This is a genomic window from Mycobacterium sp. OTB74 (assembly GCF_029892685.1).
GTDB lineage: Bacteria > Actinomycetota > Actinomycetes > Mycobacteriales > Mycobacteriaceae > Mycobacterium.
Window position 1 is genome coordinate 1 of record NZ_JARXVD010000015.1, and the last position, 26,275, is coordinate 26,275.

21 protein-coding genes, 1 tRNA gene and 2 pseudogenes are annotated in these 26,275 nt (G+C 65.4%); 13 read left to right on the plus strand and 11 right to left on the minus strand.

Translation table 11 applies throughout. The features are described from left to right. Both M2432_RS19075 and M2432_RS19080 read right to left on the minus strand, forming a co-directional pair. Positions 1 to 2,195, minus strand: a pseudogene (locus M2432_RS19075) (hypothetical protein); the annotation flags it as partial. Positions 2,196 to 2,297: 102 nt separating this feature from the next. Beyond that, complete coding sequence (locus M2432_RS19080) at positions 2,298 to 2,654, minus strand: hypothetical protein (protein WP_280828400.1); 357 nt, start codon at positions 2,652 to 2,654, stop codon at positions 2,298 to 2,300. A 208-nt stretch (positions 2,655 to 2,862) separates the two neighbouring features. Here M2432_RS19080 and M2432_RS19085 point away from each other — a divergent pair, with 208 nt between their 5' ends. The 7 genes from M2432_RS19085 (at position 2,863) to M2432_RS19115 (ending at position 11,514) form a co-directional block, all read left to right on the plus strand. Next, entirely contained in the window at positions 2,863 to 3,540 is a 678-nt protein-coding gene (locus M2432_RS19085; protein ID WP_280828401.1) for an RDD family protein, read from the plus strand. Next, positions 3,540 to 7,985: an FtsK/SpoIIIE domain-containing protein gene (locus tag M2432_RS19090; protein WP_280828402.1), complete on the plus strand. Its 4,446-nt coding sequence runs from the start codon at positions 3,540 to 3,542 to the stop codon at positions 7,983 to 7,985. Before M2432_RS19085 ends, M2432_RS19090 begins: the two co-directional genes overlap by 1 nt. Positions 7,986 to 7,998: 13 nt before the next feature. Next, a complete protein-coding gene (locus tag M2432_RS19095; protein WP_280828403.1) occupies positions 7,999 to 8,265 on the plus strand; it encodes a WXG100 family type VII secretion target in 267 nt (88 codons plus the stop codon). A gap of 261 nt (positions 8,266 to 8,526) precedes the next feature. Next, positions 8,527 to 9,309, plus strand: a complete 783-nt coding sequence (locus M2432_RS19100; RefSeq protein WP_280828404.1) for a hypothetical protein — start codon at positions 8,527 to 8,529, stop codon at positions 9,307 to 9,309. Further along, positions 9,310 to 10,224: a DUF6777 domain-containing protein gene (locus M2432_RS19105; RefSeq protein WP_280828405.1), complete on the plus strand. Its 915-nt coding sequence runs from the start codon at positions 9,310 to 9,312 to the stop codon at positions 10,222 to 10,224. Positions 10,225 to 10,358: 134 nt separating this feature from the next. Then, positions 10,359 to 10,631 (plus strand): WXG100 family type VII secretion target, encoded by a 273-nt coding sequence (locus M2432_RS19110; protein ID WP_280828406.1) that lies wholly within the window; start codon positions 10,359 to 10,361, stop codon positions 10,629 to 10,631. Between the two features lie 40 nt (positions 10,632 to 10,671). Beyond that, the gene (locus tag M2432_RS19115; protein WP_280828407.1) at positions 10,672 to 11,514 is read left to right on the plus strand and encodes a CHAP domain-containing protein; all 843 of its coding nucleotides are present in this window, start codon (positions 10,672 to 10,674) and stop codon (positions 11,512 to 11,514) included. 37 nt (positions 11,515 to 11,551) lie between these two features. On the opposite strand, the gene M2432_RS19120 is transcribed toward M2432_RS19115, so the two are convergent. The 3 genes from M2432_RS19120 to M2432_RS19130 are packed head-to-tail and all read right to left on the minus strand — an operon-like array spanning position 11,552 to position 14,612. Then, a complete protein-coding gene (locus tag M2432_RS19120) occupies positions 11,552 to 12,907 on the minus strand; it encodes a hypothetical protein (protein ID WP_280828408.1) in 1,356 nt (451 codons plus the stop codon). After that, on the minus strand, positions 12,904 to 13,914 hold the full coding sequence (locus tag M2432_RS19125; protein WP_280828409.1) for a PP2C family serine/threonine-protein phosphatase: 1,011 nt from the start codon (positions 13,912 to 13,914) through the stop codon (positions 12,904 to 12,906). Before M2432_RS19125 ends, M2432_RS19120 begins: the two co-directional genes overlap by 4 nt. Continuing rightward, on the minus strand, positions 13,911 to 14,612 hold the full coding sequence (locus tag M2432_RS19130; protein ID WP_280828410.1) for a VWA domain-containing protein: 702 nt from the start codon (positions 14,610 to 14,612) through the stop codon (positions 13,911 to 13,913). Before M2432_RS19130 ends, M2432_RS19125 begins: the two co-directional genes overlap by 4 nt. A gap of 233 nt (positions 14,613 to 14,845) precedes the next feature. On the opposite strand from M2432_RS19130, the gene M2432_RS19135 reads away from it, so the two are divergent. Further along, a complete protein-coding gene (locus M2432_RS19135) occupies positions 14,846 to 15,205 on the plus strand; it encodes a hypothetical protein (protein WP_280828411.1) in 360 nt (119 codons plus the stop codon). Positions 15,206 to 15,310: 105 nt separating this feature from the next. Next, positions 15,311 to 17,029, plus strand: coding sequence for a hypothetical protein (locus M2432_RS19140; RefSeq protein WP_280828412.1), 1,719 nt, complete (start codon positions 15,311 to 15,313; stop codon positions 17,027 to 17,029). 52 nt (positions 17,030 to 17,081) lie between these two features. On the opposite strand, the pseudogene M2432_RS19145 reads toward M2432_RS19140, so the two are convergent. Next, positions 17,082 to 17,264, minus strand: a pseudogene (locus M2432_RS19145) (DDE-type integrase/transposase/recombinase); the annotation flags it as partial. A 565-nt stretch (positions 17,265 to 17,829) separates the two neighbouring features. Here M2432_RS19145 and M2432_RS19150 point away from each other — a divergent pair. Then, the gene (locus M2432_RS19150; RefSeq protein ID WP_280828413.1) at positions 17,830 to 18,246 is read left to right on the plus strand and encodes a tyrosine-type recombinase/integrase; all 417 of its coding nucleotides are present in this window, start codon (positions 17,830 to 17,832) and stop codon (positions 18,244 to 18,246) included. A 40-nt stretch (positions 18,247 to 18,286) separates the two neighbouring features. On the opposite strand, the gene M2432_RS19155 is transcribed toward M2432_RS19150, so the two are convergent. After that, a tRNA-Tyr gene (locus M2432_RS19155) sits at positions 18,287 to 18,369 on the minus strand. 114 nt (positions 18,370 to 18,483) lie between these two features. Between M2432_RS19155 and M2432_RS19160 the strand changes: the two genes are divergently transcribed. Both M2432_RS19160 and M2432_RS19165 read left to right on the plus strand, forming a co-directional pair. After that, positions 18,484 to 18,975 carry a YajQ family cyclic di-GMP-binding protein gene (locus M2432_RS19160; RefSeq protein ID WP_280828414.1) on the plus strand — a complete coding sequence of 164 codons (492 nt, stop codon included), beginning with the start codon at positions 18,484 to 18,486 and terminating at the stop codon, positions 18,973 to 18,975. A 64-nt stretch (positions 18,976 to 19,039) separates the two neighbouring features. Then, a complete protein-coding gene (locus M2432_RS19165; RefSeq protein ID WP_280828415.1) occupies positions 19,040 to 20,065 on the plus strand; it encodes an NAD(P)H-dependent glycerol-3-phosphate dehydrogenase in 1,026 nt (341 codons plus the stop codon). 23 nt (positions 20,066 to 20,088) lie between these two features. Here M2432_RS19165 and M2432_RS19170 read toward each other — a convergent pair whose 3' ends face one another. From M2432_RS19170 to M2432_RS19185, 4 genes are all read right to left on the minus strand, one after another. Continuing rightward, positions 20,089 to 20,634, minus strand: coding sequence for a hypothetical protein (locus M2432_RS19170; protein WP_280828416.1), 546 nt, complete (start codon positions 20,632 to 20,634; stop codon positions 20,089 to 20,091). Between the two features lie 67 nt (positions 20,635 to 20,701). Beyond that, positions 20,702 to 21,016 carry a hypothetical protein gene (locus M2432_RS19175; RefSeq protein WP_280828417.1) on the minus strand — a complete coding sequence of 105 codons (315 nt, stop codon included), beginning with the start codon at positions 21,014 to 21,016 and terminating at the stop codon, positions 20,702 to 20,704. A gap of 150 nt (positions 21,017 to 21,166) precedes the next feature. Continuing rightward, positions 21,167 to 22,693 carry a HAMP domain-containing sensor histidine kinase gene (locus tag M2432_RS19180; RefSeq protein ID WP_280828418.1) on the minus strand — a complete coding sequence of 509 codons (1,527 nt, stop codon included), beginning with the start codon at positions 22,691 to 22,693 and terminating at the stop codon, positions 21,167 to 21,169. A 29-nt stretch (positions 22,694 to 22,722) separates the two neighbouring features. After that, the gene (locus M2432_RS19185; RefSeq protein ID WP_280828419.1) at positions 22,723 to 23,505 is read right to left on the minus strand and encodes a response regulator transcription factor; all 783 of its coding nucleotides are present in this window, start codon (positions 23,503 to 23,505) and stop codon (positions 22,723 to 22,725) included. Positions 23,506 to 23,967: 462 nt separating this feature from the next. Between M2432_RS19185 and M2432_RS19190 the strand changes: the two genes are divergently transcribed. Further along, a complete protein-coding gene (locus tag M2432_RS19190; protein ID WP_280828420.1) occupies positions 23,968 to 26,145 on the plus strand; it encodes a bifunctional SulP family inorganic anion transporter/carbonic anhydrase in 2,178 nt (725 codons plus the stop codon). Positions 26,146 to 26,275 lie beyond the last annotated feature (130 nt).

Below are 26,275 nucleotides of genomic sequence, written 5' to 3' on the forward strand. Positions count from 1 at the left end.
TGCTTCTGCTTGTCCTGCTCAGCCTGCTGCTGCGCCGCCTGCTGCTTCTGCTTGTCCTGCTCAGCCTGCTGCTGCGCCGCCTGCTGCTTCTGCTTGTCCTGCTCAGCCTGCTGCTGCGCCGCCTGCTGCTTCTGCTTATCCCGCTCAGCCTGCTTGGCGTCCTCGACCTTCTTGGCGTCCGCTGCAGCCTTGTCGGCGTCGTCGGCGGCCTTCTTCGCATCCGCAGCAGCCTTGTTGGCTTCTTCGGCGGCCTTCCTCGCGTCCTCGACCTTCTTGGCGTCCGCCGCGTTCTTGGCGTCCTCAACAGCCTTGTCGGCGTCCGCGGCAGCCTTCTTGGCGTCCTCGGCGTTCTTGGCCTGCTGTTCGGCCAGCTGCCTCTTGGCCGCAGCGTCGTCGGCAGCCTTCGCATCCTCGGCGGCCTTCTTATCCTTGGCCACTTGAGCCGCGGCTTCCTGCGCCGCCGCAGCGCGCTCCATCGCCTGTTTTGCGGCAGCTGCCTGGTCAGCGGCCGCGCGATCGGCCGCGTCTTTGGCGGCCTGATCCTGTGCCGCAGCCGCGCGCGATGCCGCGTCGCGCTTTGCGTTCAGCTCCTGCAACGCATTCAGGGCATCAAGCTCGGCGCGCGCCCGCTGTTCGCGCATCTGCAGCACTTGGGCCTTGTCCGTGTCAGACAGACCAGCAAGATCGTGGCCGTGTTGTCGCTCGACCCGCACTTCCACGGTCGATCCGAGGGCTCCGGCTCCGCCGGGGACCCCACCCAACGCCATGATGGCGCTCAGGCCTTGCGCTATCTGGCCTGCGGCACCCACGGCGCCGGACACCTGATTGAGGACATCCAACGGATTCGTCGGCGGCCCCTGCAATGGCTCCGACATATCAAGCTGCCCATTGCGCACGAAGGCAATCGGTTCGCCCAGGACCGGACCATCGCCGCCAGCGGCTGACTGCCGATCCATCGCTTCCTCGATGATCCGCGAGTTGTTCTTCCACGGAGAGAACGACAGCGCGCTGCTCCCGTCACCCGCCGCTGACGGCGCGGCGCCGTCCGGTACCCCACTTTGCGATGTGTTGGCCGGTGCGGCCCCCGGCCCGAAATCGTCCGGTTTGACCCCCTGGCCCGGTAGCACCGGCAGATACTTGCCCGAGTTGCTCTCAGCGAGCTCGCGCATTGCGACGGTCTTTGCCGTCGGTCGGTAGTTGACAGCCACCGACACCGCCGCCGCTGAGAACCCGACCACCACCAATGCGGCCGCAGCAGCGCTGCCCAGCAACAGGATTCGTGACCGCGCCGCAGGAGCGGCAACATCATCGAATTCCGCCGCGTCGGGCGTCGCACTCAGCGGCGTCATAGGTGTCTGCATCGGCACCGCATGGCCGTCATCGACGTAATTGCCGGCGTCGACGTAGTTGCCGGCGTCGTGGTCCAGCAGCGCGGAATCGTCGCCGGCATCGGCCAACGAGTACGCGAGATGCGAACCCGCGACCGGGCTGGGTGCTGTCGTCAGCACGTTCGGCGTCAGATCAATGGGCGAGACGGCAGTGGGCCCGGTCGATTCCGGCTGGTTCGAACGAGCCAAGGCGGCACCCAGGGCGATGGCGAACACGGCATCTGCGAGCGGGTGCATCGGAACCGGTGACTGCTGTGCCAGCAGGGTCGCGGCCACGGTGGGCGTTGCCGAGGTGTCCACCAGCACCACCGTCTCAGCCCCGCCCGGCTCCTCGCGCAACCGGTCCATCACCGTGGCACAGGCCGATTCCGCGCTGCCCGCCGCCACCGGCTCCACCGCGACCAGGGACGTCGTCGCCGCGTCAGCGCCCACAATGCTCAGCGCGACTTTCTCATCGGTGACCAACACCAGGGCGGAGGTATCAGCGCCGGTGACACCTCGCGCCAGCGCTGTGGCGGCCTGTGCCTCCGACACCAGGGAAACCCCGACGACGCCTCGCTCCAGCAGCCCCGCCCGAAGCCGGCCCGCGGCTGCCGCATCCTGCCAGCAAATCCGGGTCGCTACCAGGCGGTGACCGGCCTCGGCCAGCTGATGATGCGTGCCGGCGATGGTCGTCTCGAGAAGGTCATCGGCACCGTCGGCGAGGTCAACAACAGATTGGTCGATGACGCTGTTCGAACCCGACGCGTCCACCAGCACCAGTCGCGCGGACGTGCCCACGACCGACACCCCCAGAGCAACGTCCATCAACTTCTCCTTGGTAAACCGCGATCAGCCGGCGGGGAGCCACAGCCTAGCCATCATCACATCCCGATAACGCCGGTTGTATCGACCGTTCGGCTGACACAGTTACCCGGTAAAGACGTACAGCGCCAATACGACAACACCCACGACCAGGTAAATCAGGCTCACAGCCAGCGCCGCGTCGGCCGCCCCGCCATTGCGGTCACCCCCGCGCCTGGCCTGTCCCCGAGCAACAACGGCAAGCGGAATCGTCAGCGGGACAGCAAACAACCCGCAGAAAACCGCCAGCGCGAATGCCACCGACGCCATCAGGTTCGACGATTGCGCCGACGGCGCCGGATACGTTGCCGCACTTGATATTCCACCGATATTCGCCACCGGAACCGCGGCTCCGGACGGTGCCGGACCGCCCGCGGTGTACCCCACACCGAAGCGACTGGGCGGCAGTGCGGGATCAGCCACGGCATCCACCGGCCGACTCGACGTCCATCACGGCACGCTCCTAGATCCGCACGATTGTTGCGCACGACAGCGATCCGATCAATCATCCGTTTGACCGACATCGGTTCAGTGGGCTGAATGGCCCAGCGGTACTAGGGTTTCCCCGCGGGCTCGGGAGTCGACAGCCGTTCCGGCACGTCCCGCATCAGTGGGATGGAGTTTGCGGGTGATGCCTACCGGATCGGCAGCGGCCGGTACATCGTGTCCACAATGCGGGTCGACACTGCGCCCCAACGCTCCCTACTGCCCATCGTGTGGACGCGCCGTCACCAACCGGCAGATGCCCGCCGCCACGGCCCCGCCGGTCACTGCCAAGGCCACGGCGTCACCCGCGCCCGCCCCCGCTGACCACATTGTCGGGGTGCGCCGGGGTGTCCGCTGCTGCGGTTTCCTCCTCGATCTGTCGATCATCGTGAGCCCGGCATTGCCCTTGGCAACTGCCGGCGCAATCCTCGGCGTTCGCGAGGTCGTCCTCATCGTGGTGCCGGTGGCGTGCGTTGCGGTCTGGCTGTGGGTATCGATCTGGCAGGGCTACACCGGACTGTCGTTCGGCAAAGCGATGCTCGGCCTGCGCCTGATCCGAGCCGTCGACCAAAAACCACCCGGGTTCGCGGCCGGCACCCTGCGCAGCCTGATTTTTGCCGGCAGCGCAGGATTCGCCGCACTGCCGGTCATTGCGAGTGCGACACCGTGCGATGGCAGGCACGACAAGTCCTCTGGCCTGACCCTGATCGACGTCACCGTCGGCCACAATCCGCTCGGCGCCCGACAACAGACGGCACTGCGCAGAACCATTGACCGAAGCCTGAACAAAATCCAGTCGCCTGTACCGGTAGGACGCCCCTGATGCAGCTCAAGTTCATCCTGCGCCGAGAAGGCGGGACCGCCGCGCATGTGGCCGTGACCGCCGACGCCACCGCATCGGTCGGCGATCTGGCGATGGCGCTGACCATCGGCGACCCGGACCTGCGCCCGACGCAGCTGCCCACCAACCCCACACTCAAGCTCGAGCACAGCGCTTTCGACAGCGGTACGGCGGGACGCGTCATCGAACCCTCGCGCAGCCTCATCGATTCCGGCATGCGATCCGGCTCGACGGTCAGCCTTGCCCCGGCTACCCGCTCAGCGCTGGCCCCGTCCCGGCGCGGACGCTCCGTTGCCGTACTGCGGGTGTTGAGCGGCCCGGATGCCGGCCGCGAATTTCAGCTTCCGCCAGGCAATTCCGTCGTCGGCACCGCCCTCACGGGTGACGTGGCACTGACCGACCCGGCAGTCTCACCGGTACACGCGGCCATCACGGTCGGCGAAAGCATCGAAATCTCCAGCCTCGCAGGCCCATCCGATGTCGTCGTCAGTGGACGGCCCGTGCAACGCGCGCTCGTGGGCGTCACCGACGTCGTCCAACTGGGCAACACCTCGGTGGCCATAGTCCACACCGTGCGTGCCGGTGCGGCGCCGGCCGACAGCGTCGCCATCGAATTCAACCGCTCGCCGCGCGTCGTATCCCGTTTCCCCGTCAAACAATTCAGCGCACCCAAGCTGCCGCAGCGCCCCGAACCCGCGCATATCCCCTACATCTCGATGCTCGCCCCCCTGGCGCTGGGCGCTGTGATGCTGGTCTTCACACGAAGCCTGATCGCCGTGTTGTTCATCGCACTGAGCCCGCTGCTGATGGTGGGCATGTACGTCGACACCATCATGCAAACCAAGAAGAAGTACAAGCAGGAGGTGGATCGGTTCGCCGACGGCCTGCGCCAGCTGGCTGCCGATCTCACCGCGGCGCAGCGACTCGAGCGCGCCGTCCGCCTGGCGGAAGCACCTGCGCTCGGCGAGACCTTGGACGCCATCCACCGCCTCGGCCCCCTGATGTGGACGCACCGGCCCGAACACGGCGAATTCCTCTGTGTTCGACTGGGTTTGGGTGATGCCGAGTCTCGCTGCCAGATCGAGTCGCAGAACGACTACGACTCCGAAGAGCAGTACACCGACCAGCTGACCGCCCTCAAATCCGAGTTTGAGAACATCACCGAAGTCCCCATCGTCGCGAGCCTGCGCGAGTGCGGTGCACTTGGCCTTTGCGGTCCGCGAGGGGTCATCGACGGCGTGGCCCGCGGGATCATCATGCAACTCGTCGGGCTGCACTCGCCGGCCGAGCTGGCGATCGCGGCATTCGGTTCTCCGCAGTCACGAGCCTCGTGGGAATGGTTGGAGTGGTTGCCGCACGCCGGATCGGCGCACAGCCCGCTCGCCGGAAACCACCTCACCGAAAGCGCGAACAGCGGCATTGCCCTGCTGTCGCGGCTGGAGGAACTGGTCAAGCTGCGCAGCAACGACGACCGGGTGTCGGCCGGCTATGGGCTCATCGCCGCGGACACTACCGCCGAGCCCAACCCGGTCGGCCCATTGCCCGCCGTCGTCGTGCTGGTGGAAGACACCGCGCCGATCGACCGCGCGCGTCTGACCCGCCTGGCCGAACGCGGCGCGCCGGTCGGAGTGCACGTGATCTGGGTGGCCACGCAGGTCAGCAGCCTGCCTGCGGCGTGCCGCACCTACCTGCTGGTCGAGTCCGCATCCACCGGATCGACGGTCGGCGCGGTGCGTCACGGCACGCACAACTACCCTGTCGCATGCGACAGCCTCGACGTACCGGACGCGACACAGGTCGCGCTGCTGCTGGCACCCGTCGTCGACTCAGGGGCAGCGGTCGAGGACGCGACCGACCTGCCCCGATCGGTCAACTACCTCAGCCTCACCGGGACCAGCCTGGCCAGCGAACCGAACGTCATTGCGCGCCAATGGCTCTCCAGCGAGTCGGTCATCGCCAGGACCGGATCACCCAAGCCGCCGTCGGGGCCGGTGGGCCTGCGGGCACTGGTGGGATCGACCGGCACTCACGACTTCCACCTCGACCTGCGCGAACACGGCCCCCACGCACTCGTCGGCGGCACAACAGGTTCCGGCAAGAGCGAATTCCTGCAGACCTGGATCATGGGGATGGCGGCGGCCAGCAGCCCGGACCGGATCAACTTCCTGCTGGTCGACTACAAGGGCGGCACCGCGTTCGCCGAATGCGTCGAGCTGCCCCACACCGTCGGCCTGGTCACCGACCTGTCGCCGCATCTGGTGCGGCGGGCACTGACCTCGCTCGGCGCGGAGATCAAGCGACGCGAACACCTGCTGAACAGCAAGCGGGCCAAAGACCTTGCCTCCCTCGAACAGACCGGTGACCGGGAAACACCGCCCAGCCTGGTGATCATCGTCGACGAATTCGCGGCACTGGCCACCGAAGTGCCCGAGTTCGTCGACGGCGTCATCGATGTCGCGCAGCGCGGACGGTCGCTGGGCCTGCACCTGATCCTCGCGACGCAGCGCCCGGCCGGTGTCATCAAAGACAACTTGAGGGCCAACACCAACCTGCGAATCGCCTTGCGACTCAACGATGTCGACGACTCCGTCGACGTCATCGACGACAAGCAGGCCGCGTACTTCCCGCCCGAGATTCCTGGCCGCGCCGTCGCCAAGACCGGCCCCGGCCGGCTGACGACGTTTCAGTCGGGATACGTCGGTGGATGGTCCGGCGATCAGCCGGACCGTACGCCCATCGACATCTGCGAATTCGCGTTCGGCCGGCGTCGTCCGTGGAACACGACCATGCCCGGCGACCGGCGTAGCGCCGCAACAGGACCGACCGACATCGCTCGCATCGTCCGATCAGTCCGGGCCGCATCCGACAGCCTGCGCATCCCGGCGCCACGTAAGCCGTGGCTGCCGCCGCTGGCCGATGTCTATCCGTTGGAGACGCTGACCCGCCACGCCGCCAACGGCGACCTGGTGATCGGGCGCGCCGATATGCCGGCACTGCAGGCACAACCGGTCGGCGGCTTCAGCCCCGACCGCGACGGCAACATGGCGATCTTCGGCACCGGCGGCACCGGCAAGTCGACAGCCCTTCGCACCCTTGCGATCTCCGCCGCGTTGGCGCCCGGTGACGGTCCCGTGCATGTCTACGGTTTCGACTTCGGCTCGGGCAGTCTCAAGATGTTGGAGCCGCTGCCGCATGTGGGGGCCATCGTCAGCGCGGACGACGACGAACGCCTGGGACGAGTCCTGCGCCGCCTGACCGCGGTGATGGAGGAACGCAGCCGCGCCTTCGCCCGGGTACATGCGTCGAGCATCTCGGAGTACCGGAAGTTGGCCGACCCGGCCGAACCGAGGATTCTGTTGCTCGTCGACGGCATCACGGCATTCCGTGAAGCGTACGAACATATTTCGCACTCGCCGATCTACCCGATGTTCAGTCAACTCGCCTCCGACGGGCGCATGCTCGGCATCCACATCGTCGTCACCGGCGACCGGCCGGGCGCGCTGTCGATCCAGCTCGCCTCGACGATCCAGCGACGCCTGGTCCTACGGCTCGCGTCCGACGACGACTACAGCATGGTCAATGTGCCCAGCGACATCCTCAACGTCAATTCACCATGCGGACGCGGGGTCATGGACGGCCAAGAATTGCAGGTTGCGGTGTTCGGCGGTGATGCCAACGTCGCGGCGCAGGGCCGCGCCATCGAACAGCTGGCGACCGCGATGCGCGAAGCAGGCTTCAACGCCCCGGCGCCCATCGAGCGTCTGCCCGAGAACATTCCTCTCGACGGGCTGCCGGCGTCCGTCGCAGGTGTGCCGTCTGTCGGGCTCGCGTCCGAGACGTTGACTCCGATCGGTGTTGTGCCGCAAGGCGTCCTGATGGTGACGGGTCCGCCTGGCAGTGGCCGCAGCACAGCATTGCTGACATTGGCCGAGGCAGTGCGACGGACCAACCCCGGCATGCGGATCGTGTACATGTCGCCGACCCCGTCGGCGACGGCACGCCGGAGTGTGTGGAGCGAGACCGCGATCGGCCCCTCGGCGGTATACGACCGCGCGAGCAGCGTGATCTCGTCCGTCGAATTCGGGGGCGGCGGAACGAACCTGATGGTCGTTGTCGAGTCCGTGTCTGACTTCAGCGGCACCGAGGCAGAATCCGAGCTCGCCCGCATGGTCAAAACTCTTGCCGACGCTTCGGCTTTCGTGGTCGGCGAGTCGGAGGTTTCCACCTGGAACCAGGCGTACCTGCTGGCCCAGCCATTCAAGTCACCCCGGCGCGGGATCGTGCTGGTACCGGACGGCCACGAGGTGGACTCGCTGCTGAACACCTCCATCGGCATCGTGCGCCAGCGCGAATTCCCGCCGGGGCGTGGCGTTTTCGTGGAGAAGGGCCGAGGCGTATGGCTACAGATGGCACAGCCCGGGAGCTAGGAGAGGAGACGCTGTGGCATACTACGGGATCGAATCCGAGCAGATGGATCAGATGGGCCGACAGTTCGATTCGAAGGCCGCCGAGATTCAGTCGCTGGTCTCGCAACTCGGCCGAGCCCTTGAGGGTGTCGGCTGGTCCGGTCCCGACGCGGACCGCTTCAAAACAGACTGGCAGGGAAAGCACGCGACCGAGCTGAAGGCGGTCAGCGAGGCGTTGCGCACTGCGGCCCAATCCATCCGCCGCAATATGCAAGACCAGCAGTCGGCGAGCAACAGGTAGGTCGCGATGGCATTTTACGGCGCTGATCCCGCATCTCTGAGGCAGCTCGCGGTCCAATTCAACCGCACTGCAACCAATTTTGAAACCACGCTCAAGCCGCTTCAGTCACAGGTCAACAACCACCGCGCCTGGCAGGGCTCCGACGCGGACCGATTCCGATCCGAGTGGACCAACGTGTCACGGCCGCGAATTTCGTCCGCGGTTGACGCACTCCGCCGCGCCGCAGACGCACTGCGGCAGAACGCAGATGACCAGGAGCACGTGAGTAACGCCGGCAACGGTGGTGTGCACAGCACGGCTCCGGTAGGGACCAGCGAGTTGTACCGGCGCATCCACAACGACGACGACGGCACCAAAGACGGCATGCATGTCGAGAAGGTGACCGGCCCCGACGGAAAGACCCGCTTCATCGTCTACTTCGACGGCACCGCCACTCCGCGACACGAATGGTGGCGCAATGCCCCGGATCGCTTGGGGCTGTACGACAAAGACTACGTGCTCGGGCGGATCGACTCCGCGTTACGCGAGTCTGGATACGATCCCGACGGCAACCCCAAACCCGACATGATGCTGGTCGGGTTCAGCCAGGGCGGCATGGAAGCACAATCGGTACTCCACGAAAATCGGTACCACATAACGGATCTGGTGACCTATGGCGCACCGCTGATCTATGACGACAAATCCGGCATCAACACCATCCACCTACGCGCCGACGGCGATAACGTCCCAGGGACCGGAAATGCTCCAACGAGCAGCGTCTACCAAACCGACCCACACACCGGGCTGCCGGCCAACCCGCTCGAGTGGCCCCTGGGAAAACACGGTGATCCAGCCGTTTACACAAATGTCGGCCAGTCATTCGACGATTCGACGGATCCCGGCCTGGTCGAAAAGCAAAAGAGCCTCGAGAAGTTCCATGGAGCGAGCGTGGAGGTCGACGATCCCTACGCCGAGAACCAGGCTGCACAGAATGCCGCTCTGAAAAATGACCACCGCAGTCTCTTGGAAAAGGCCGCATCTCCCGGAACGGAGGTCCAGGCGTAGGTGACCAGTCCCCCGGCCGGCTGGATCGACCCGAATCCACCCAGCACCACCAACCCGCACGCCAAGGTCGTACTGACGATCGCGGGCGTAGCGCTGACGGCGGTCGTCATCGCGACACTCGTCGCCGTGGTCGTTCTCAGCCGGGGCATCTCATCGGACTCCGAATACGGAAGAAACACCGTCGTCCTGATCGGGGTGGATGCGGCGCCACCGGACGCGTTCACACCGTCTGCCGTCGTGGACGCAGTTACCGCGTCGGAGCACGCAGCGTCTGAGATCGCCACAATGACACAGCAATTGCCGACATCGACCGAGCGTGGGGTACGCGTCGTAGCGGGCACCCGGCCGGGCCTGTACGGCGCAACGGACCGAGCGTCCTCCTGCAACGCCGCAGCCGTGGCCAACTACCTGGACAGCCACTCCGATGAGGCACGAGTCTGGTCGCGCACGTTCAGCATTGAGCCGCAACAGGTTCCGGCCTACCTCAACACGCTCACACCGGTCGTCTTGAACGTCGACGCCTGGGTGACCGCGCACCGCTACGCCAACACTGGCAGCGTGCCATTCCAAACCGTGTTGCAGGCGGGCACCCCGGTGATGATCGACCCCGTCGGGGTACCCCGGGTGCATTGCAAGAGCGGCAGCCCCCTGAAGCCGCCTGCCAATACGAACCTCGCCAAACTCGACGACGTGCGGGGGATGGCGTGGCCGAACTATGCGCCGGAGAAAGTGGTTGCCGTCGCATACTCCGCGGGCGGGGCCGGCAGCCCCGTGTCCGAGTTCAGCGTCCTCGACCTGGGCAGTGCCGAGGAGATCATCCGCAAAGTCGGAGGCACCATCGATCTCGGCTCCGCGCCCGACACTGGCCGACTGCCCGATCCCGCAACCATCAACATTCCGACCACAATCCGCTAGGCCGGCTGCCATAGATGGACAACCCCTTGTCGGTTGTTCGGATGAATCGAACCGCGATGCTCGCCGGGGAACGAAGTTTGCCCTAGTGTGCAACACAGCCCACCGTCAGCGCTTCACCACCGGAAGGAAAACCCATGGCCCAGTTGGGAATGGATGCGGATGCAGTCGAAAATGCGGCCCGCCAACTGAAGGCGCAAGCCGACCAGATCGGTAGCCTGCTCGCCCAGATCGACAAGACGGTGAACGGGCTGAGCTCGATCTGGCACGGCCAGGACGCCACCCAGTTCGTCACCCAGTGGTGGCCTCAGCACAAGAAGTCTCTGGCAGCCGCGCAGAGCGCGATCGCCGGACTCGGCCAGTCGGCACAGAACAACGCCACCGAACAGCGCCAGGTGTCCGGCCGCTAACGCCGCACCCGACTACGCGATAGCTCGGAGGGAGTGACCCATGGCCGAACTGGGGATGGACGCGGGCCTCGTCGAACAGGCGGGGCGCCAGCTGAAAAGCCACGCAGCGTCGATCCAGAGCCTGATCGCCCAAGTCGACAAGACCGTCAACGGTCTCGCGTCGATCTGGCAGGGCCAGGACGCCACGCAGTTCGTCACCCAGTGGTGGCCGCAACACAAGAAGTCGTTGCAAGCGGCCCAGCAGCAAGTTGACGGGCTGGGTCAGTCAGCGCTGAACAACGCCTCCGAGCAGCGCCAGGCCAGCAGTGGTGGATCTGGTGGGGCCGTCAGCTCGGCTTCGCCGGCGCATGCCGCCAGCCCGGCGAGTTCCTCCGGCGCTTCCGCTGCCACAGCGGCCGGGTCGACCGCTCCCGCAGCTGGCGCCCGGAGCGAGGCGGTGGACCGCTTCGTCCAATCGCACAAGACCAGGATGGACGCCGACGGCAACGGCGCCTGGTGTTATGACATCTACAAGTACTACAGCCACGACGTGGCTGGGGCTCCCCTGTCCATCGGAAGCGGGACCAGCGCGAACGCGTCCGATATTTACAACATGTACAGCACAAATGGGGCGTCCAAGTACTACGACCAGATTCCGGCCAGTAGCGGGCACCCAGAACCAGGCGACATCATTGTTTATGGTTCGACGAAGGACAACAGCTACGGCCATGTCGCATTGGTGACAGGAGTCGACGGGTCCGGGTATTCCGTTCTGCAACAGGGCAAAGTGGTGAATGGGCAACCCATGCCATCAGACCCCTACACCCAGCGCTATGGCTATAGCAGCACAGCAAGTGGCCCGGTACTCGGGTATTTGCGACCGAAACAGGTCGCCAGCGCATAGGCCGAACACCCTCTATCTGCCAAGGTAATTCAGAGGATCACCCTGGCGTCGGTCCGAACCGTAGTACGCCAAGGGCATGCGCCGCGACCTCAGTCGGCGGCCCACTCAAGATGATCCACACGATGATCGCCGTCACGATCAAAACCGTGACCGCAAAAATCAGCAGCGCGGTGAGTACCACCTTGGGCCGCTGCCACGCGGGTGGCGGCGGCGCGGGCCTGGCCGGCTGCCGAATCGGTCCTGTCGCAGCGGGATTGATCTTCTTCGGCGCGGCCTGACCGCGGTTGGCCGGCAGCGGTCCGGTCCGGTTCGGTGACGCGAGTCGCTGCGGACCCGACGCCCCGGGCGCCCAGGCCTGGCGTTGCCGTCGCGCCTCGCGCTCGTCGTCGATCGCGCACCACGGGCACTGCCCGCAGGACTCGGGAATCTGGTGCTCATTGCGCTGGCACGTCCGCAACCGCATCCGCAGCAACGCCTGCCGCCATTCCCCCGCGGACGGTCGCAGATTGGGATCGGTGAGGCCCATGGTGAACGCGCGGGTGAACAGCTGCTGGATGTTGACGGGCAGAAAACCGATGGGCGGCGCGAGCGGATGAGTGCGGAACAGCGATGCCGGTCCGCCTGCCCAATACCCGGCTTTGGCGAGTGTCAGTGCGTCCGGCTGATCGCCCTCGCCCGTCCACGTTCCGCGCATGAAGGGGTGGTTGCCCGCGAGCAGCAACTGGTGAATGTGGATCGCCAACGCAAAGAGATCCGACGGCTTTTCCCGAGCTTCGGTGCGCAGGTCGCATCCGGCCAACTCCGGCGCTGTGAACTCCGGCCGGCCCACCGCGCACAGGAACTGATCGCCGGAGACATCGGTGAATTGCATTGAGTCGCAGTCGACCAACGTCACCTCGGTGGTGTCGGCCACCAGGATGTTGCGCTCCTGGAAGTCGCCGATCACCGCGTCCACCCGGTGCACGGCCTGCACGGCCAGGCAGAGGTTGGCCGCGACGTTCACCAGGTGTCCCCACGTCGCGTTCTTGGTCCACTGCGGAGCGTTGGGCAGCGGTTCCACCCGGTTCGACGGATTGCTCATGATGTGAATTTCGACCGACGTCGCGGTGTCGATCTTCGGCATGACATAGCCGATGGGCCCACTGTCGTCGGAAATCAGGTGCATCGGCCACGTCAGCACCACCAGACCGTCCGCCTGGACGGCACCCGGTGGGGTCGCATGCACCATGGCGGCAACCTTGCCCAGCTTGGTCGACAGATCAGCCAGGTCCGGATGGAACACCTTGGCGACCCAGCCCGGCTTGCCCGCGACGCCGTACACGGTGCCTTCACCGGCCCGGGCGAGGACCGATGACACCGTCACCGGTTCGCCGGTGTCCAGCCGAACGATCATTTCTGCCGCCGTCCACGAAACCACTGCCGCTTGGTGACGACCGACTCGGTGTCGGTCTGCCTCGGCGTCCGCACAATCCTCGGCGGGGGGCTGGTCGTGATGGGGGTGGTCGTTTCCACGTCATCACTCGGTATCGGCACCGTGCGGTCGGAACTCACCCCCGGGGTGGGCAATCCGCCAGGTACGCGTGAAGCCACTTGTCGCACTTGGGGTTCCAACGCCCGCCCTGGTTCCCGCCGAACCGCTGCCAGCACCATGGTCTTGTCGTCACCGGTCTGATCGTCTTCGATACCGTTGAGCAAAGCCTCGAAATTCGCCGCACTGGCCCCATTACGAACGTGCTCCCACGAACCTCGGAAGAACGGCTCATACGGGTCACCGGTGGCGATGTTGGTGATCTTGTAGCTCATCCCGTCAGTGCTGAGTGCGAACGCGGTAACGCCGGTTTGTGTTGTCGTACGGAAGGATTCGTCGAACGCCCGCTCGGATTGCAGAAACCAAGTGGTATTCGCGTACTCGTCCTTTGGCTCAATCAGCAATGTGGCCACCCGGCCGGCGCTCTCCGAAGCAATGACTCCGTCGCCGATCTGGCCAAAGACCGACAGCCCCCGGTCAGCGATCGCGACCGCCAATGTCGTTGACAGCAGCGAAACGTCGAGTCCGAGCGAGTCCGCCTGGGAGTTCACGCGCTCGACGGCTCCGTCGAACAACCAACGCATCAAGGCCTCACCGCGGTCCGCCTTCCCCGTCCGGAAATCCCTGATGAAACCGGGATCGGAGGCGTCGCGGAGAACGCTCTGACAAGCGGCGTAGGAGCCCCAGGCCGATGTCCCGCTGACCGACCCCGCCCCGTCGGCTACCGCCGCGACGATGAAGTCTCCGGCGACGGCGTAGCCGAACGCGTCGTCGCAGCCGAGTCCTTTGCGCACGTGCATGGACCCGGCCACGGAAGCACCACACGTAGCCCACACCCAGCTGCCGCGTTCGGCGGCGGCGGGTGAACTCACGCGCTGGTCCAGCCGCTGACCGGCGGTAGCGGAATCTGGGTTCCCATCGAGCCCAACGACTCGTCACTGCGGGCGAACTCGGTCGAGTTGGACACATTGCTCAACGACGCAGAAAGCCACTCGAACAGCGCCTCATACTTGAGGCCATCCAGAGGGGCGGGGCTGCGTTGCAACGACATTCGGGTGAGTTGCTGATAGTCGACGTAGGGTCCGGCACCGACGGCGAAAATCGTTACACCGCGCGCTGTTTCGACGGCATTGAGCCGGGCGATGGCCTCGTCGAGGCCCTCGACGTTGGGGCGGCCATCGGTCAGCAGCAGGATCCACGGCCGGTAGTACTGCAATCCGGCCGCCTTGTAGGCGTATTTCCGGTCCTCCAGAATGTCCAACGCCAAATGGACTCCCGCCGCAAGGTTGGTGGTGCCGGCCGCGGTGAACCCGACCGGCTGCAGGCTGCGGGCCTCCTGCATCGGAACCAGCACCGTGGCGACGGTGCCGAACGTGACCACAGCCACCTCAACCCGCTTGCTGGCCAGTGGATCCCGATGCAGGTAATCGGTGAACGCCGCAAACCCGCGCTCCAACGCTGCGATCGGCTCGCCCTGCATCGATCCCGACACATCGGCCAGCACCACGCAGGCGACACGAGGATCGGGGTTGGCGTCGTTCAGCTCGACTGCCCATGCCCAGTCAGACACCTGGCGAAACCTCCTTGACCACGCAGCTGTTGCAACGCGGATTCTCTCATCAGGACGCCTGCGACTCATGCAGAATCCCCGCGCCGTCATTCTGACCGACGCGCGGGACCGCAAACCGTGTCGGTTGAACGTATGAATCGTGAGGGCGTGAACCCTGACACCGGAGGAAAACGATCTACCGTGCCAAGATCACATCTGCAATTCGGGTCGGGGCTCATGAGAGGGCGATTCATTTGCCGGACGCACGTTTCAACCCGCCGCCGAATTGGCCTGTCCCGCTCGGCTGGACTCCCACACCGGATTGGGAGCCCGATCCTGGTTGGCCACCCGCGCCGGCCGGCTGGCAGTTCTGGTTGGCAGCCGAGTCCGAACCGGCGCCGACGCCCATCCCTCCGGTCGAAATCCCGTGGGCGCAGGCGCCTACCCCGCCGCCTGAACAACCCTGGTCGGCAACGCCTGGGCCCGCACCAGAGCAGCCCTGGGCGGCCCGACCGGATCAATCCCGCCGACGCATCGGCCTGCTGATAGCCGCCGTGATCGCGGTGGCAGCTCTGGTCGGGGTGCCGGTCATGGTCAACTACTTCAACCCCTAGGTCGGCCATTCGGACGACATTCCTGATGCCGACAATCGCCGTAGACTCCCCTCGAGCTAACGAGGCGCCTTCTGCGCCGTTGACGGCCAGAGGCAGGTACCGCATATGACTGACATCCACGCTGACGCATCACCGACGGCGACCCCGACGAACCCCGACCGCCGCGCGAACACTGTGTGCGCGGGAGTCGCCGCGGTACTGCTGATCACAGCCCCCATGTTCCCGTGGAACCTGAGGTTCGGGGTCGGCGTGCCCGACAGCGCGGGATCGTTGTTCGTCGGGCTCGCAGCCGTCACCGTACTGGCTCTCGGCGCGGTGACCGCGTCGTTCACCGAACGGCGCACCCGTCAGCTGGCAAAGATTCGTTTGGCTCTGTGCGCTCCATACCTGTTGTTCACAGGCGCGTTCGTCGGTTACGCGATCGTGGAGGCAATCCGCCTGGGCGGCACCGGGACGGTCCCACCTGGCGTCGGCCCCGGCGTATGGATCGGCGCCGCTGGTGCCCTGCTTGCCGCCCAGGCGTGGCCGACAGCCTCCGACGTCAATCACGGTTGGACGCGCGCGGCGCGGATCGTCGGCATCGCGTCGATGGTGTTGGCCGCGCTGGCGGTGGTGTTCAACCTCTACTGGAGCACTCGGTACCTCTTCGACGGTGACTCCGAGTTCGCAGCCGAGCGAATCACAGCGATCACCACCGCGGTGGTTTACGGCATCGTGTCGCTGGTCATCGTGATTGCCGCATCGCGATGGACGTTGAACCCTGATTCCTCATCACGCCTGGCGACGGTTGCGCTGGGCGCCTCCACACTGGCTGCCGGCGCCCTGGTGTGGGGCCTCGACTCCGGCCGCGACATCGACGCCTACCACGGCATCGCGCAACTCACGATGACGACGAAAGTCGGTTTCGAGGGCTATCTTGCCTGGGTTGTTGCCGCCGCGATGTTCGCACCAGTCACCCTGAACATGGTTCTCAGTCACCCCGTCGACCTGACTGCGCTGCGTGAGTCGGCGCGAAAATGCCTGGCACTCATCGCCGTCGGCTGTTTCGGTGGCGCCGTTCTACGCATCGCGGGGGCTGTCGCCGCCCTCAACCTGGACCTGAAGAGCACCACCTACGACACGACTGCATTGGTCATCTTCGACGTCGTCACCGCCGCTCTCGCGCTGTTTCTCCGATTCGGTTTGCGGGATGCCCGGGTGTCCTCGAAACTGACGGTCGGACTCGCCGGAATTCTATTGGCGCTGACCATTTCTCGAGTGATCGTCGGCGTCCTCCTCGTTCCGCGCATCCCGTTCGTCAGCGCGACCAAAGCCGACAACCCGGTGTTCGGTAACACCCTTTCCCAGCAGATAACCAGTACGTTCGACGTCGTCTTGTGCTGGCTGGCGTTCGCGATCGTGATGGCGACCCTCCTCAACAGCCGCAGATTTGCGCCTCGATCGCCTGGTGACTCCGACGCGCCGCCTGCGATCACGGAAGCGCACGCGACCGCCACCGCCGTCATGGCGGCCACTCCGTCGGCTCCGCTGGTCGGCGCGGCTACCACTGATGCGACCCATCCGGTGGCGGTGGCCGGTGCCGCGGCCGGCGCGACGCAGGTGCTTGCGGCACCGACCCAGCAGCTGGCCACCTCCGCACCGCCGCGAATCTTCCGCCAGGAAGCCGAGTCCACCAAACAACTCGATGCCGCGACACCCGGCACCGAATCCACTCAGAAGATCAGGGCAGCCCAGTTACTTGCTGAATCGACGCAGCGATTTGCAGCCGGCACAACGTATTCGGGACCGCGACACTACTCGCACGAGCCATCCCAGGACAACTGACGCCAACCGGTGGATGCAACACCGGTCTTTTGGAGCAACAGTAGATTTTCGTTGAATGATTCAGGGCGGCCACCGCCAGTGAGGACTTCATCCGCGAGTCGATCGAGTAGCCCACGATTCTGTTGGAGTAGACGTCCTTCATCGCGCAGAGGTAGAGCTGGCCTTCATCGGTCCGGTGCTCGGTGATATCGGTCAGCCACACCTGGTCGGCGGCCGATGCGCTGAACTGACGCCTCCATGAGCAAGGCAACGAAGCGTGGAACCGCCTCATCTCAGCCTTCGAGGAACTCGTTCACATGGCGGCACTGTGCGGCCAGCTCCTGGACCGTCAACAGACCAACCAGGCAGAGAACGAGAAAGAGTCCCAGGCATGAAGCGCAATCGCAGGGCCGGGGTCGAGGACCGCTGGACCAAGACCGTGCGCGACGAAGAAGGCAACACACAGAAGGTGCCCAGCGCCAGACACGGCAAGGGACTGCGATGGATAGCCCGCTCCGTGGACGACGAAGGCCGGGAGCATACCAAGAGTTTCGACCGCAAGGTCGACGCGCAGCGGTGGCTCGACAAGCAGGTTTCCGACCAGGTGGCCGGCACGTGGACGGACCCGGCCCTGTCCACAGTGTCGTTCGGGATGATGGCGCAGCGGTGGATGTCCACGAAGGCGACCAGGGCACCCAAGACCGTCGCCGGATACCGGTCTCTACTAGACACCGTGGTGCTGCCACGGTGGAAGAACACGCCGCTCCGCCCGCCGGATAAGGGTCCGCCGGTCGGTCACCTACGTTCGCAAGACCGGTCTGGTGGAAGGCCCGACAAAGAACCACACGGCCCGCACGGTGCCCGTACCCGCATTCGTCGCACGGCTACTCGAAACCGAGGTCGCCGACCGCGAGGGCACCGCGCTGGTATTCGAGTCGGCGCGCGGCGGCGGGTACCTGACGCTCGGGCAGGCACGGCATTCGTTCATCAAGGCGGTGACGGCGGTCGGCGGGGCCGACGGGGTGCGGTTGCACGACCTGCGGCACACCTGCGCCTCGCTGGCGAGCTCGTCGGGCGCGAACATCAAGGTCGTTCAGAAGCTGCTCGGCCACAAATCGGCGGTGCTGACTCTCGACAGATACGGCCAGCTGTTCCCCGACGACCTCGACACCGTGGCCGCCGCTTTCGACGCCGCCGCTGAAATTACTGCGGACTGGCTGCGGACTGGCGTGTCCTGAGACGAAGTCAGGCCCCCTCGAAAGGGGGGCCTGACCAGTGTGGCAGGTACAGGATTCGAACCTGTGTAGGCTTCCGCCGACGGATTTACAGTCCGCTCCCATTGGCCACTCGGGCAACCTGCCGGGTTTGTCACCGCCCCGGTAACCGGGTTTGGCGCGAGTAGCAGAGTACAACGAAGATGTACCGAACACGAAAACGAGTCCCCGACCAGGGGCGCGCACACGGAGGGCAATCCAATGGCGGATTCATCGTTCGACATCGTCAGCAAGGTCGACCGGCAGGAAGTCGACAACGCGCTGAACCAGGCTGCCAAGGAACTGTCCACCCGTTTCGACTTCCGCGGCACCGACACCACCATCGAATGGAAGGGTGACGAGGCCATCGAACTGGTCAGCTCGACCGAGGAGCGCGTCAAGGCCGCCGTCGACGTGTTCAAGGAGAAGCTGGTGCGTCGCGACATCTCGATGAAGGCCTTCGACGCCGGCGATCCGCAGGCCAGCGGCAAGACCTACAAGGTGTCCGGCACCCTGCAGCAGGGCATCAGCAGCGAGCAGGCCAAGAAGATCACCAAGATCATTCGCGACGACGGCCCCAAGGGCGTCAAGGCGCAGATCCAGGGCGACGAGATTCGGGTGTCCAGCAAGAAGCGTGACGACCTGCAGGCCGTCATCGCGCTGCTCAAGGGTGCTGATCTGGACGTGGCGCTGCAGTTCGTCAACTACCGCTGAATCGGCTGCGCGCAACGCAGCAAATCGCCGCGAGTACGAGGCCTCGGCGCATAACCTGATCGCCATGGCAACGGCGCAGCGCGAACCCACGGTAGTCGTCCTCGGCGGAGGGTCGTGGGGCACCACGGTCGCCGCCATCTGTGCGCGCCGCGGCCCGACACTGCAGTGGGTGCGGTCCGCAGAGACCGCTGCCGACATCAACGAAAAGCATTGCAACACCCGGTATTTGGGTAACGAAGTGATGCTGCCCAAGTCCCTGCGCGCAACCACCGACTTCTCCGAGGCAGCCAATCGCGCCGATGTCATCGTGATGGGCGTGCCGTCGCACGGGTTCCGCGGGGTGCTGGTCGAGTTGGCAAAGGAACTGCGCCCGTGGGTACCGGTGGTGTCGCTGGTGAAGGGTCTGGAGCAGGGCTCCAACCTACGCATGAGCGAGATCGTCGATGAGGTACTCCCCGGGCACCCGGCCGGAATTCTGGCCGGGCCCAACATCGCCCGTGAAGTCGCCGAGGGTTACGCGGCGGCGGCGGTGCTGGCCATGCCGGACCAACACCTGGCGGCCAACTTGGCAACGTTGTTCCGTACCAAGCGTTTTCGCACGTACACCACTGATGACGTGGTGGGTGTAGAGATGGCCGGTGCGCTGAAGAACGTGTACGCGATTGCGGTCGGCATGGGCTATTCGCTGGGCATCGGCGAGAACACGCGGGCGTTGGTGATGGCCCGCGCGGTGGCCGAGATGTCCCGGCTGGGCGTGGCCATGGGCGGCAAGCGTGACACCTTCGCCGGACTGGCCGGTATGGGCGATCTGATCGTGACATGCACCAGCCAGCGCAGCCGCAACCGTCACGTCGGCGAGCAACTCGGCCAGGGCAAGACCATCGACGAGATCATCGCCTCGATGAACCAGGTAGCCGAGGGAGTTAAAGCCGCCAGCGTAATCATGGAATTCGCCGACAAACACGGCCTCAACATGCCCATTGCCCGCGAGGTGGATCGCGTGGTGAACCACGGCGCAACCGTCGAAGACGCCTATGCCGGGCTGGCCGCCGAGAAGCCCGGGCACGAGGTACACGGCTCAGGTTTCTAGGCCGTACTAGTTGGCCGCCGGACTCAGTTGGCGAAAGGGCTTCGGTCTTTCGGCCTGTCCAGCAACGGGTTTGACGGGTTGGCGATGAAGCTGCCCGCCGGGCTGAGGACGAACCCGGACTGGTCGAAGCTGTTGACGCAGGCCGTCATGACCCCGTCGGTACCGCAGCTGACGTTGCGGAAGCTGATCCGCGACCCGGCGGGCAACGTTCGCACCGGGCCGTCCATCTCACCCATGTAGATCGGCCGGTCGATGACCGAGAACTGCGGCGCGCCGACCTGGCCTCCGCTGACCATGTTGGCCCCGCCGGGAGCCGCCGGAAGTGCGCCGCTGCAGCCGTATTCACCGCTGTTGCGTCGGATCAGGCAGGTCACTCCGCCAGGAGCCATGAACGTGTAGAAAGTGCCGTCCTTGCCGGCGAAGTCCGAAGGCTTGACCGGCGTGAACCCGTTGAGGTTCGGAGCGGGCGGCGACGGCGGAGGGTCATCCTGCGGGTCAGCACTGGCGACGGCAGGGGCGGTCAGCACCACGCCCGCTGCAACCAGGCCGATCACCAATCTGTTGAGCACAGCCACACCCTAGACCTCACGCGGGCGCCGCACGCGGGTCCGCGATCGGTCCACGCCGAAAATCGGGTCAGCCCTTGCACTCCAGGTCGACGTACACGGTGGTGTAGAGCTTCACCGTTTCGGTGTTGCCGCGCGGCCGGGCCTGCAACTCGGTGATGTCGCGACCCGGGCGCACTGCGCTGACGGTGCACTTGTCGATCGAGCTGTTCCCGACCTTGGACTGGATGACCTTGTAGCCCTCGGACTGCAGGTGATTGATGGTCTCCACCGCACTGGCACCCGGGGCGACCGCGTGTGGGTAGTCGGCAGCGGCCGGCGCAGCCAGAGCCACACCCACGGAAACTACGGCAGCAATACCGGCACCGATGGCGGCGTTCCTCATGGCTTTTCCTCCGTAAATCCAGGGCCGAATCCGTGCGAATTGGTTAACTCCAGGATAACGAGAGATGACGGCAAGGATCGCCTTCTCATGTCGAACACATACAAATATCCGCATGAATGGCCGGCTGAAACTCAGGCCGTATTCATATATTCATTCCGGCTCGTGCGGCGCATGCAATTCGCTCACCATGACATACTTCCCGGGCTCTCGAACCAGCGGCAGCCGTACGGTGAAAACCGTTCCAGCCGAGTTGGATTCGACAGATACCGTGCCATCGTGCGCGTGCACCACCGAGGCCACGATAGCCAGCCCCAGGCCCGTGCTGCCCAATTCCCGAGAGCGGGATTGGTCGGCACGGACAAATCTGTTGAACAAAATCGGCAACAGCTCAGTGTCAATTCCAGGACCGTCATCGGCGACGGTGAGTTCGACATATCCGGGGCTGGGTGTCAATTTCGTAGTGACCGTCACTCCGGCCGGTGTATGCACGCGGGCATTTGCCAGCAGATTGCCCACCACCTGATGCAACCGGGCCGGGTCACCGCGCACCCACAGCGGCACATCCGGAATCCGGGTGCGCCAGTGGTGCTCCGGCGAGGACACCGCGGTGTCATTGACGACGTTGATCAGCAGTTCGCACAGATCGACGTCGGCGGACTCCAGGTCCTGGCGCTCTTCCAGACGGGACAACAGCAGCAGGTCCTCGACCAGGCCGGTCATCCGCTGCGCCTCGGCCTCGATGCGGGCCAGTGCATATTCGGTGGTCGGCGGTAATGCCGCGCTGTCCTGCCGGGTCAGCTCGGCGTAGCCGCGGATGGCCGCCAGCGGGGTGCGTAACTCGTGGCTGGCGTCGGTGAGAAACTGCCTGGTCCGACGGTCCGATGCGGCGATCTGAGCCAGCGCACTGTCGACGTTGTCCAGCAGTTGGTTGAGGGTGTGGCCGACGATTCCGACCTCGTTGCCGGGGTCGGTGTCCTGCTCGCCGACGCGCTCGGTGATGCGGTGGTCCTCGGTGTCGATCTCGCGGGCGGCCACTTTGGCCGCGGTCGAGGCGACCCGTCGCAGTGGCCGCAGCGCATAGCGGACCACCAGCACGCTTCCCGTTGCGGTCAGGACCAGTGCCGCGATGGTGATGATCGCGACCATCACGGTCTTGCGGGCCACCACACTGTTGGCGCGGGCCAGGGACACCCCGGACACCAGGACGTCGCCGCCGCCGGCGTCCTGCCCAGCCAGGCGATACCAGCCCAGCTCGGGCAGCTTCACCGTGCGCGGGGCGAGGTTGGCCCACCGCTGGGCACCAACCGCCTCGGAGACTCCGGCCGGTGTCGGCTCAGGCTCACCGTCCGGGAACACCGCCGACTGCACCACCGCGCCGTCGTGCAGCACCGCGATCAGGTTCCCGGGTGCCTGGCCGGCGAACGCCGTCAGACCATCGGCTCCGGCGTCGATGGGATGAGCGGGATCACCCCGCTTGATCTGGAGCCGGTCGTACGAATGCCCGAGCGCATCGAGCGACCTGGCGAGCTCGCCGTCGCTCATGGCCGAGACGTAGGAGTGCAGGCTGTACACCGACAACGCCCCGACGGTCAGCAGCACCACACTGACCACGGCCGTGACACCCAGCACCAACTGCCTGCGGACAGTGCGGGGGCGCCACCACCGGCTCCGATTCATGAACGCCTCATCGGGGGCTCACTACCGGTTCAGTCCTCCGGTCCGGCCGGGCGCAGCATGTACCCCACGCCCCGGACGGTCTGGATCATGGGCTCGCGACCGGTGTCGATCTTTTTGCGCAGGTAGGAGATGTACAGGTCGACGATGCTTGACTTGCCACCGAACCCGTAGTTCCACACGCGGTCCAGAATCTCAGCCCGGCTGATCGCCCGTCGCGGATTGCGCATCAAATAGCGCAGCAGTTCGAACTCGGTGACCGTCAGGGCGATGGGCTCACTGGCCCGCGTGACCTCGCGACTAGCCCCGTTGAGCACCATGTCACCAACTTTGAGCACTTCGTCGGACTGCGGTGCCAGCTGGCTGGAACGACGCAGCAGTCCCCGTAGCCGGGCCACGAGTTCTTCCAGGCTGAACGGCTTGGTCATGTAATCGTCGGCGCCGGCGGTCAGCCCCGACACCCGGTCCATCACCGAGTCGCGCGCGGTGAGGAACAGCGTTGGGGTGTACCCCTCCGCTTCTCGCACACGCTGCAGCAACTGCAGGCCATCGGTGTCCGGCAGCATGATGTCCAGCACCACGAGGTCGGGTTCCATCTCGTTGAACTTGGCCACCGCATCGCGACCGTTGTGCGCGACCTCGACTGTCCAGCCCTCGTAGTGCAGCGCCATCTTGACCAGGTTGGTCAGCGCCGGCTCGTCATCGACCAGCAACACCCGGATGGGTGATCCGTCGGCGCGCTCGATACGCGGCAGCTGGCCCAGGACAGCCGCGCGCGGGTGACGTTCACGGGGAGGTACCGACATTGTGGTCATACCTCCATTCTCCGGAGCTCACAGATGGTTGTCACAGTGTTCATACCGACTTCAAATAATAGTCGTAGATATGACGCGGGTCACCCCCGTCAACTATGCGATCCCTTTCGAGAATCGTTGCCATACAGAGATTTTGGGTCGGCAATTAACGCCGCATAACCGAGTGATCCGCACCGTGCGGAGCACCTTCCAGGTGCCCTACGACGCACTCACCGAGCCGATGACCGAAAAATTTGCGTTCTCTATGCGTCCGCCGCGCTGCCTTGACCGCCCTAGAAAGCGATAAATATTCTCGCCCTTAGCAATTGGCATCAATTGCCATCAATGCTGTCAGCACAACGCGGAAATACGTTGTGCCAATATGCATTTCATCGACAAAGACGTCGGCGGACCACACGGACACAGGCAGGCGATCCACCTGCAGGTCGTCCCCGAAGATGGACCGGAGAACGGAAACTTCCCATGCAGCAAACCGCTTCACTGGCAAGCAGATTGCGCCCAATACTGCGCTACGACCTACCCGCTTCCCTGGTGGTGTTCCTGGTGGCTCTGCCACTATCGCTGGGCATCGCCGTGGCATCCAACGCCCCGGTGCTGGCCGGCATCATCGCCGCCATCGTCGGCGGCATCGTCGCCGGGGCACTCGGCGGGTCTCCGTTGCAGGTCAGCGGGCCGGCCGCCGGTCTGACCGTGGTGGTCGCCGGTCTGGTTGCCGAGTTCGGCTGGGTCGGGACGTGCGCCATCACTGTCGGCGCCGGCATCCTGCAGATCCTGTTCGGGTTGAGCCGGGTGGCTCGGGCTGCGCTGGCCATCTCCCCCGTCGTGGTGCACGCCATGCTGGCCGGTATCGGCATCACCATTGCGCTGCAGCAGCTGCACGTGCTGCTGGGCGGAACCTCCAACAGCTCCGCGTGGGACAACATCGAAGAGCTGCCTGCGCAGCTGACCAACATCCACGGCCCCGGTTTCCTGCTGGGCATGCTGGTCATCATCACTCTGGTCTGCTGGCGCTGGGTGCCGGCGCCGATCAACAGGATCCCCGGCCCGCTGGTCGCCATCGCCGGTGTGACGCTGCTGTCGGTCGTGCTTTCCTTCGACGTCAAGCGCATCCAGCTCAACGGCTCGCTGCTGGATTCGCTGACTCTGCCCGCGCTCCCCACAAACGACTGGGACGGCGTCATCGCCGGTGTGCTGACGGTGGCCCTGATCGCCAGCGTTGAGAGCCTGCTGTCGGCCGTGTCCGTGGATCGTATGCACAACGGCCCGCGCACCAACTTCGACCGCGAACTGCTCGGCCAGGGAACCGCCAACGTCGTCTCGGGCGCCATCGGCGGCCTGCCGGTCACCGGCGTCATCGTCCGCAGTGCCACCAACGTCAACGCAGGCGCCAAGACCCGGGCCTCGACCATCATGCACGGCGTCTGGATCCTGGTGTTCGCGGTGCCGTTCGCCGGCCTGGTCCAGCTGATCCCGACGGCGGCGCTGGCCGGCCTGTTGATCGTCATCGGCTGCCAGTTGGTCAAGCGTGCCCACATCGAAACTGCCCTTCGCACAGGCGATATCGCGGTCTACACGGTCACCGTCTTGGGCGTGGTGTTCCTGAATCTACTGGAGGGTGTGCTGATCGGGCTGGGCCTGGCCGTGGCGTTGACGGTCTGGCGTGTGGTGAAGGCCAAGATGCACGCCGAACCCGTCGGGGACAACCGGTGGCTGGTGGTCATCGAAGGATCGGTGTCCTTCCTGTCGCTACCGCGACTGACATCGGTGCTGGCATCGGTACCGGCCGGCACTGATGTCACGGTCGAACTATCGGTCGACTTCATCGACCACGCGGCGCACGAGACCATCGACGAGTGGAAGCGCCAGCATGAGATCGGCGGCGGCAGTGTCGACATCCACGAGCACGGCACTGTCGAGATGCACAGCGCCACCGCCGGCCCGCCGGCCCGCGCGTTCAACCCGTTCGACAAGCGCTCCGGCGTCTTCCCGTGGAAGTCACAACCGCAGTCGACCTCGGTGATGGACGGCCTGGCCACCTACCACCGCCGCACCGCCCCGGTGCTGCGTCCGCACATGCAGGACTTGGCCCACAGCCAGAAGCCCGAGACACTGTTCCTGACCTGCGCGGATTCGCGGATCGTGCCCAACGTCATCACCAGCAGCGGCCCCGGCGACCTGTTCACCGTCCGCAATGTCGGCAACCTGATCCCGGACGGGCGGGCCGACGCTTCGGTCGAAGCGGCCATCGCGTTTGCCGTTGACGTCCTTCATGTTTCATCGATCGTGGTGTGCGGCCACTCCAGCTGCGGCGCTATGACCGCGGTTCTCGGCGGCAACAACACCGCCGACGAACACCTGCACCAGTGGCTTTCCCATGGCGATTCGGCGCTGAGCGCCTTCGATCAGGGCCGGCACCCGGTGGCGCAGGCCGCGGCAAACGAGGGCTTCGGCGTCGTCGACCAGTTGTCTATGGTGAACGTCGCGGTCCAGGTGCGGACGCTGGCCGAGCACCCGGTGGTGCGGAGCAAGCACCGCGTCGGCGAACTCGAGGTGATCGGGCTGTTCTACGACATCGGGACCGCCGCGGCGCTGCGGGTTACCGCGTCGGGCATCAACCGCCTGGTCGACGCTTCCGACTAGCCACGCCTTGTCGCTGACGCTGAATCCAGGGCCACAAACCGCGAGAGCGGACGGCCCTGGATACAGCGTCAACAGCGGCGTTCGCTAACCGCAGCAGAAGCCCGTCAGAGGTATCTCGGTATGCAGGTGC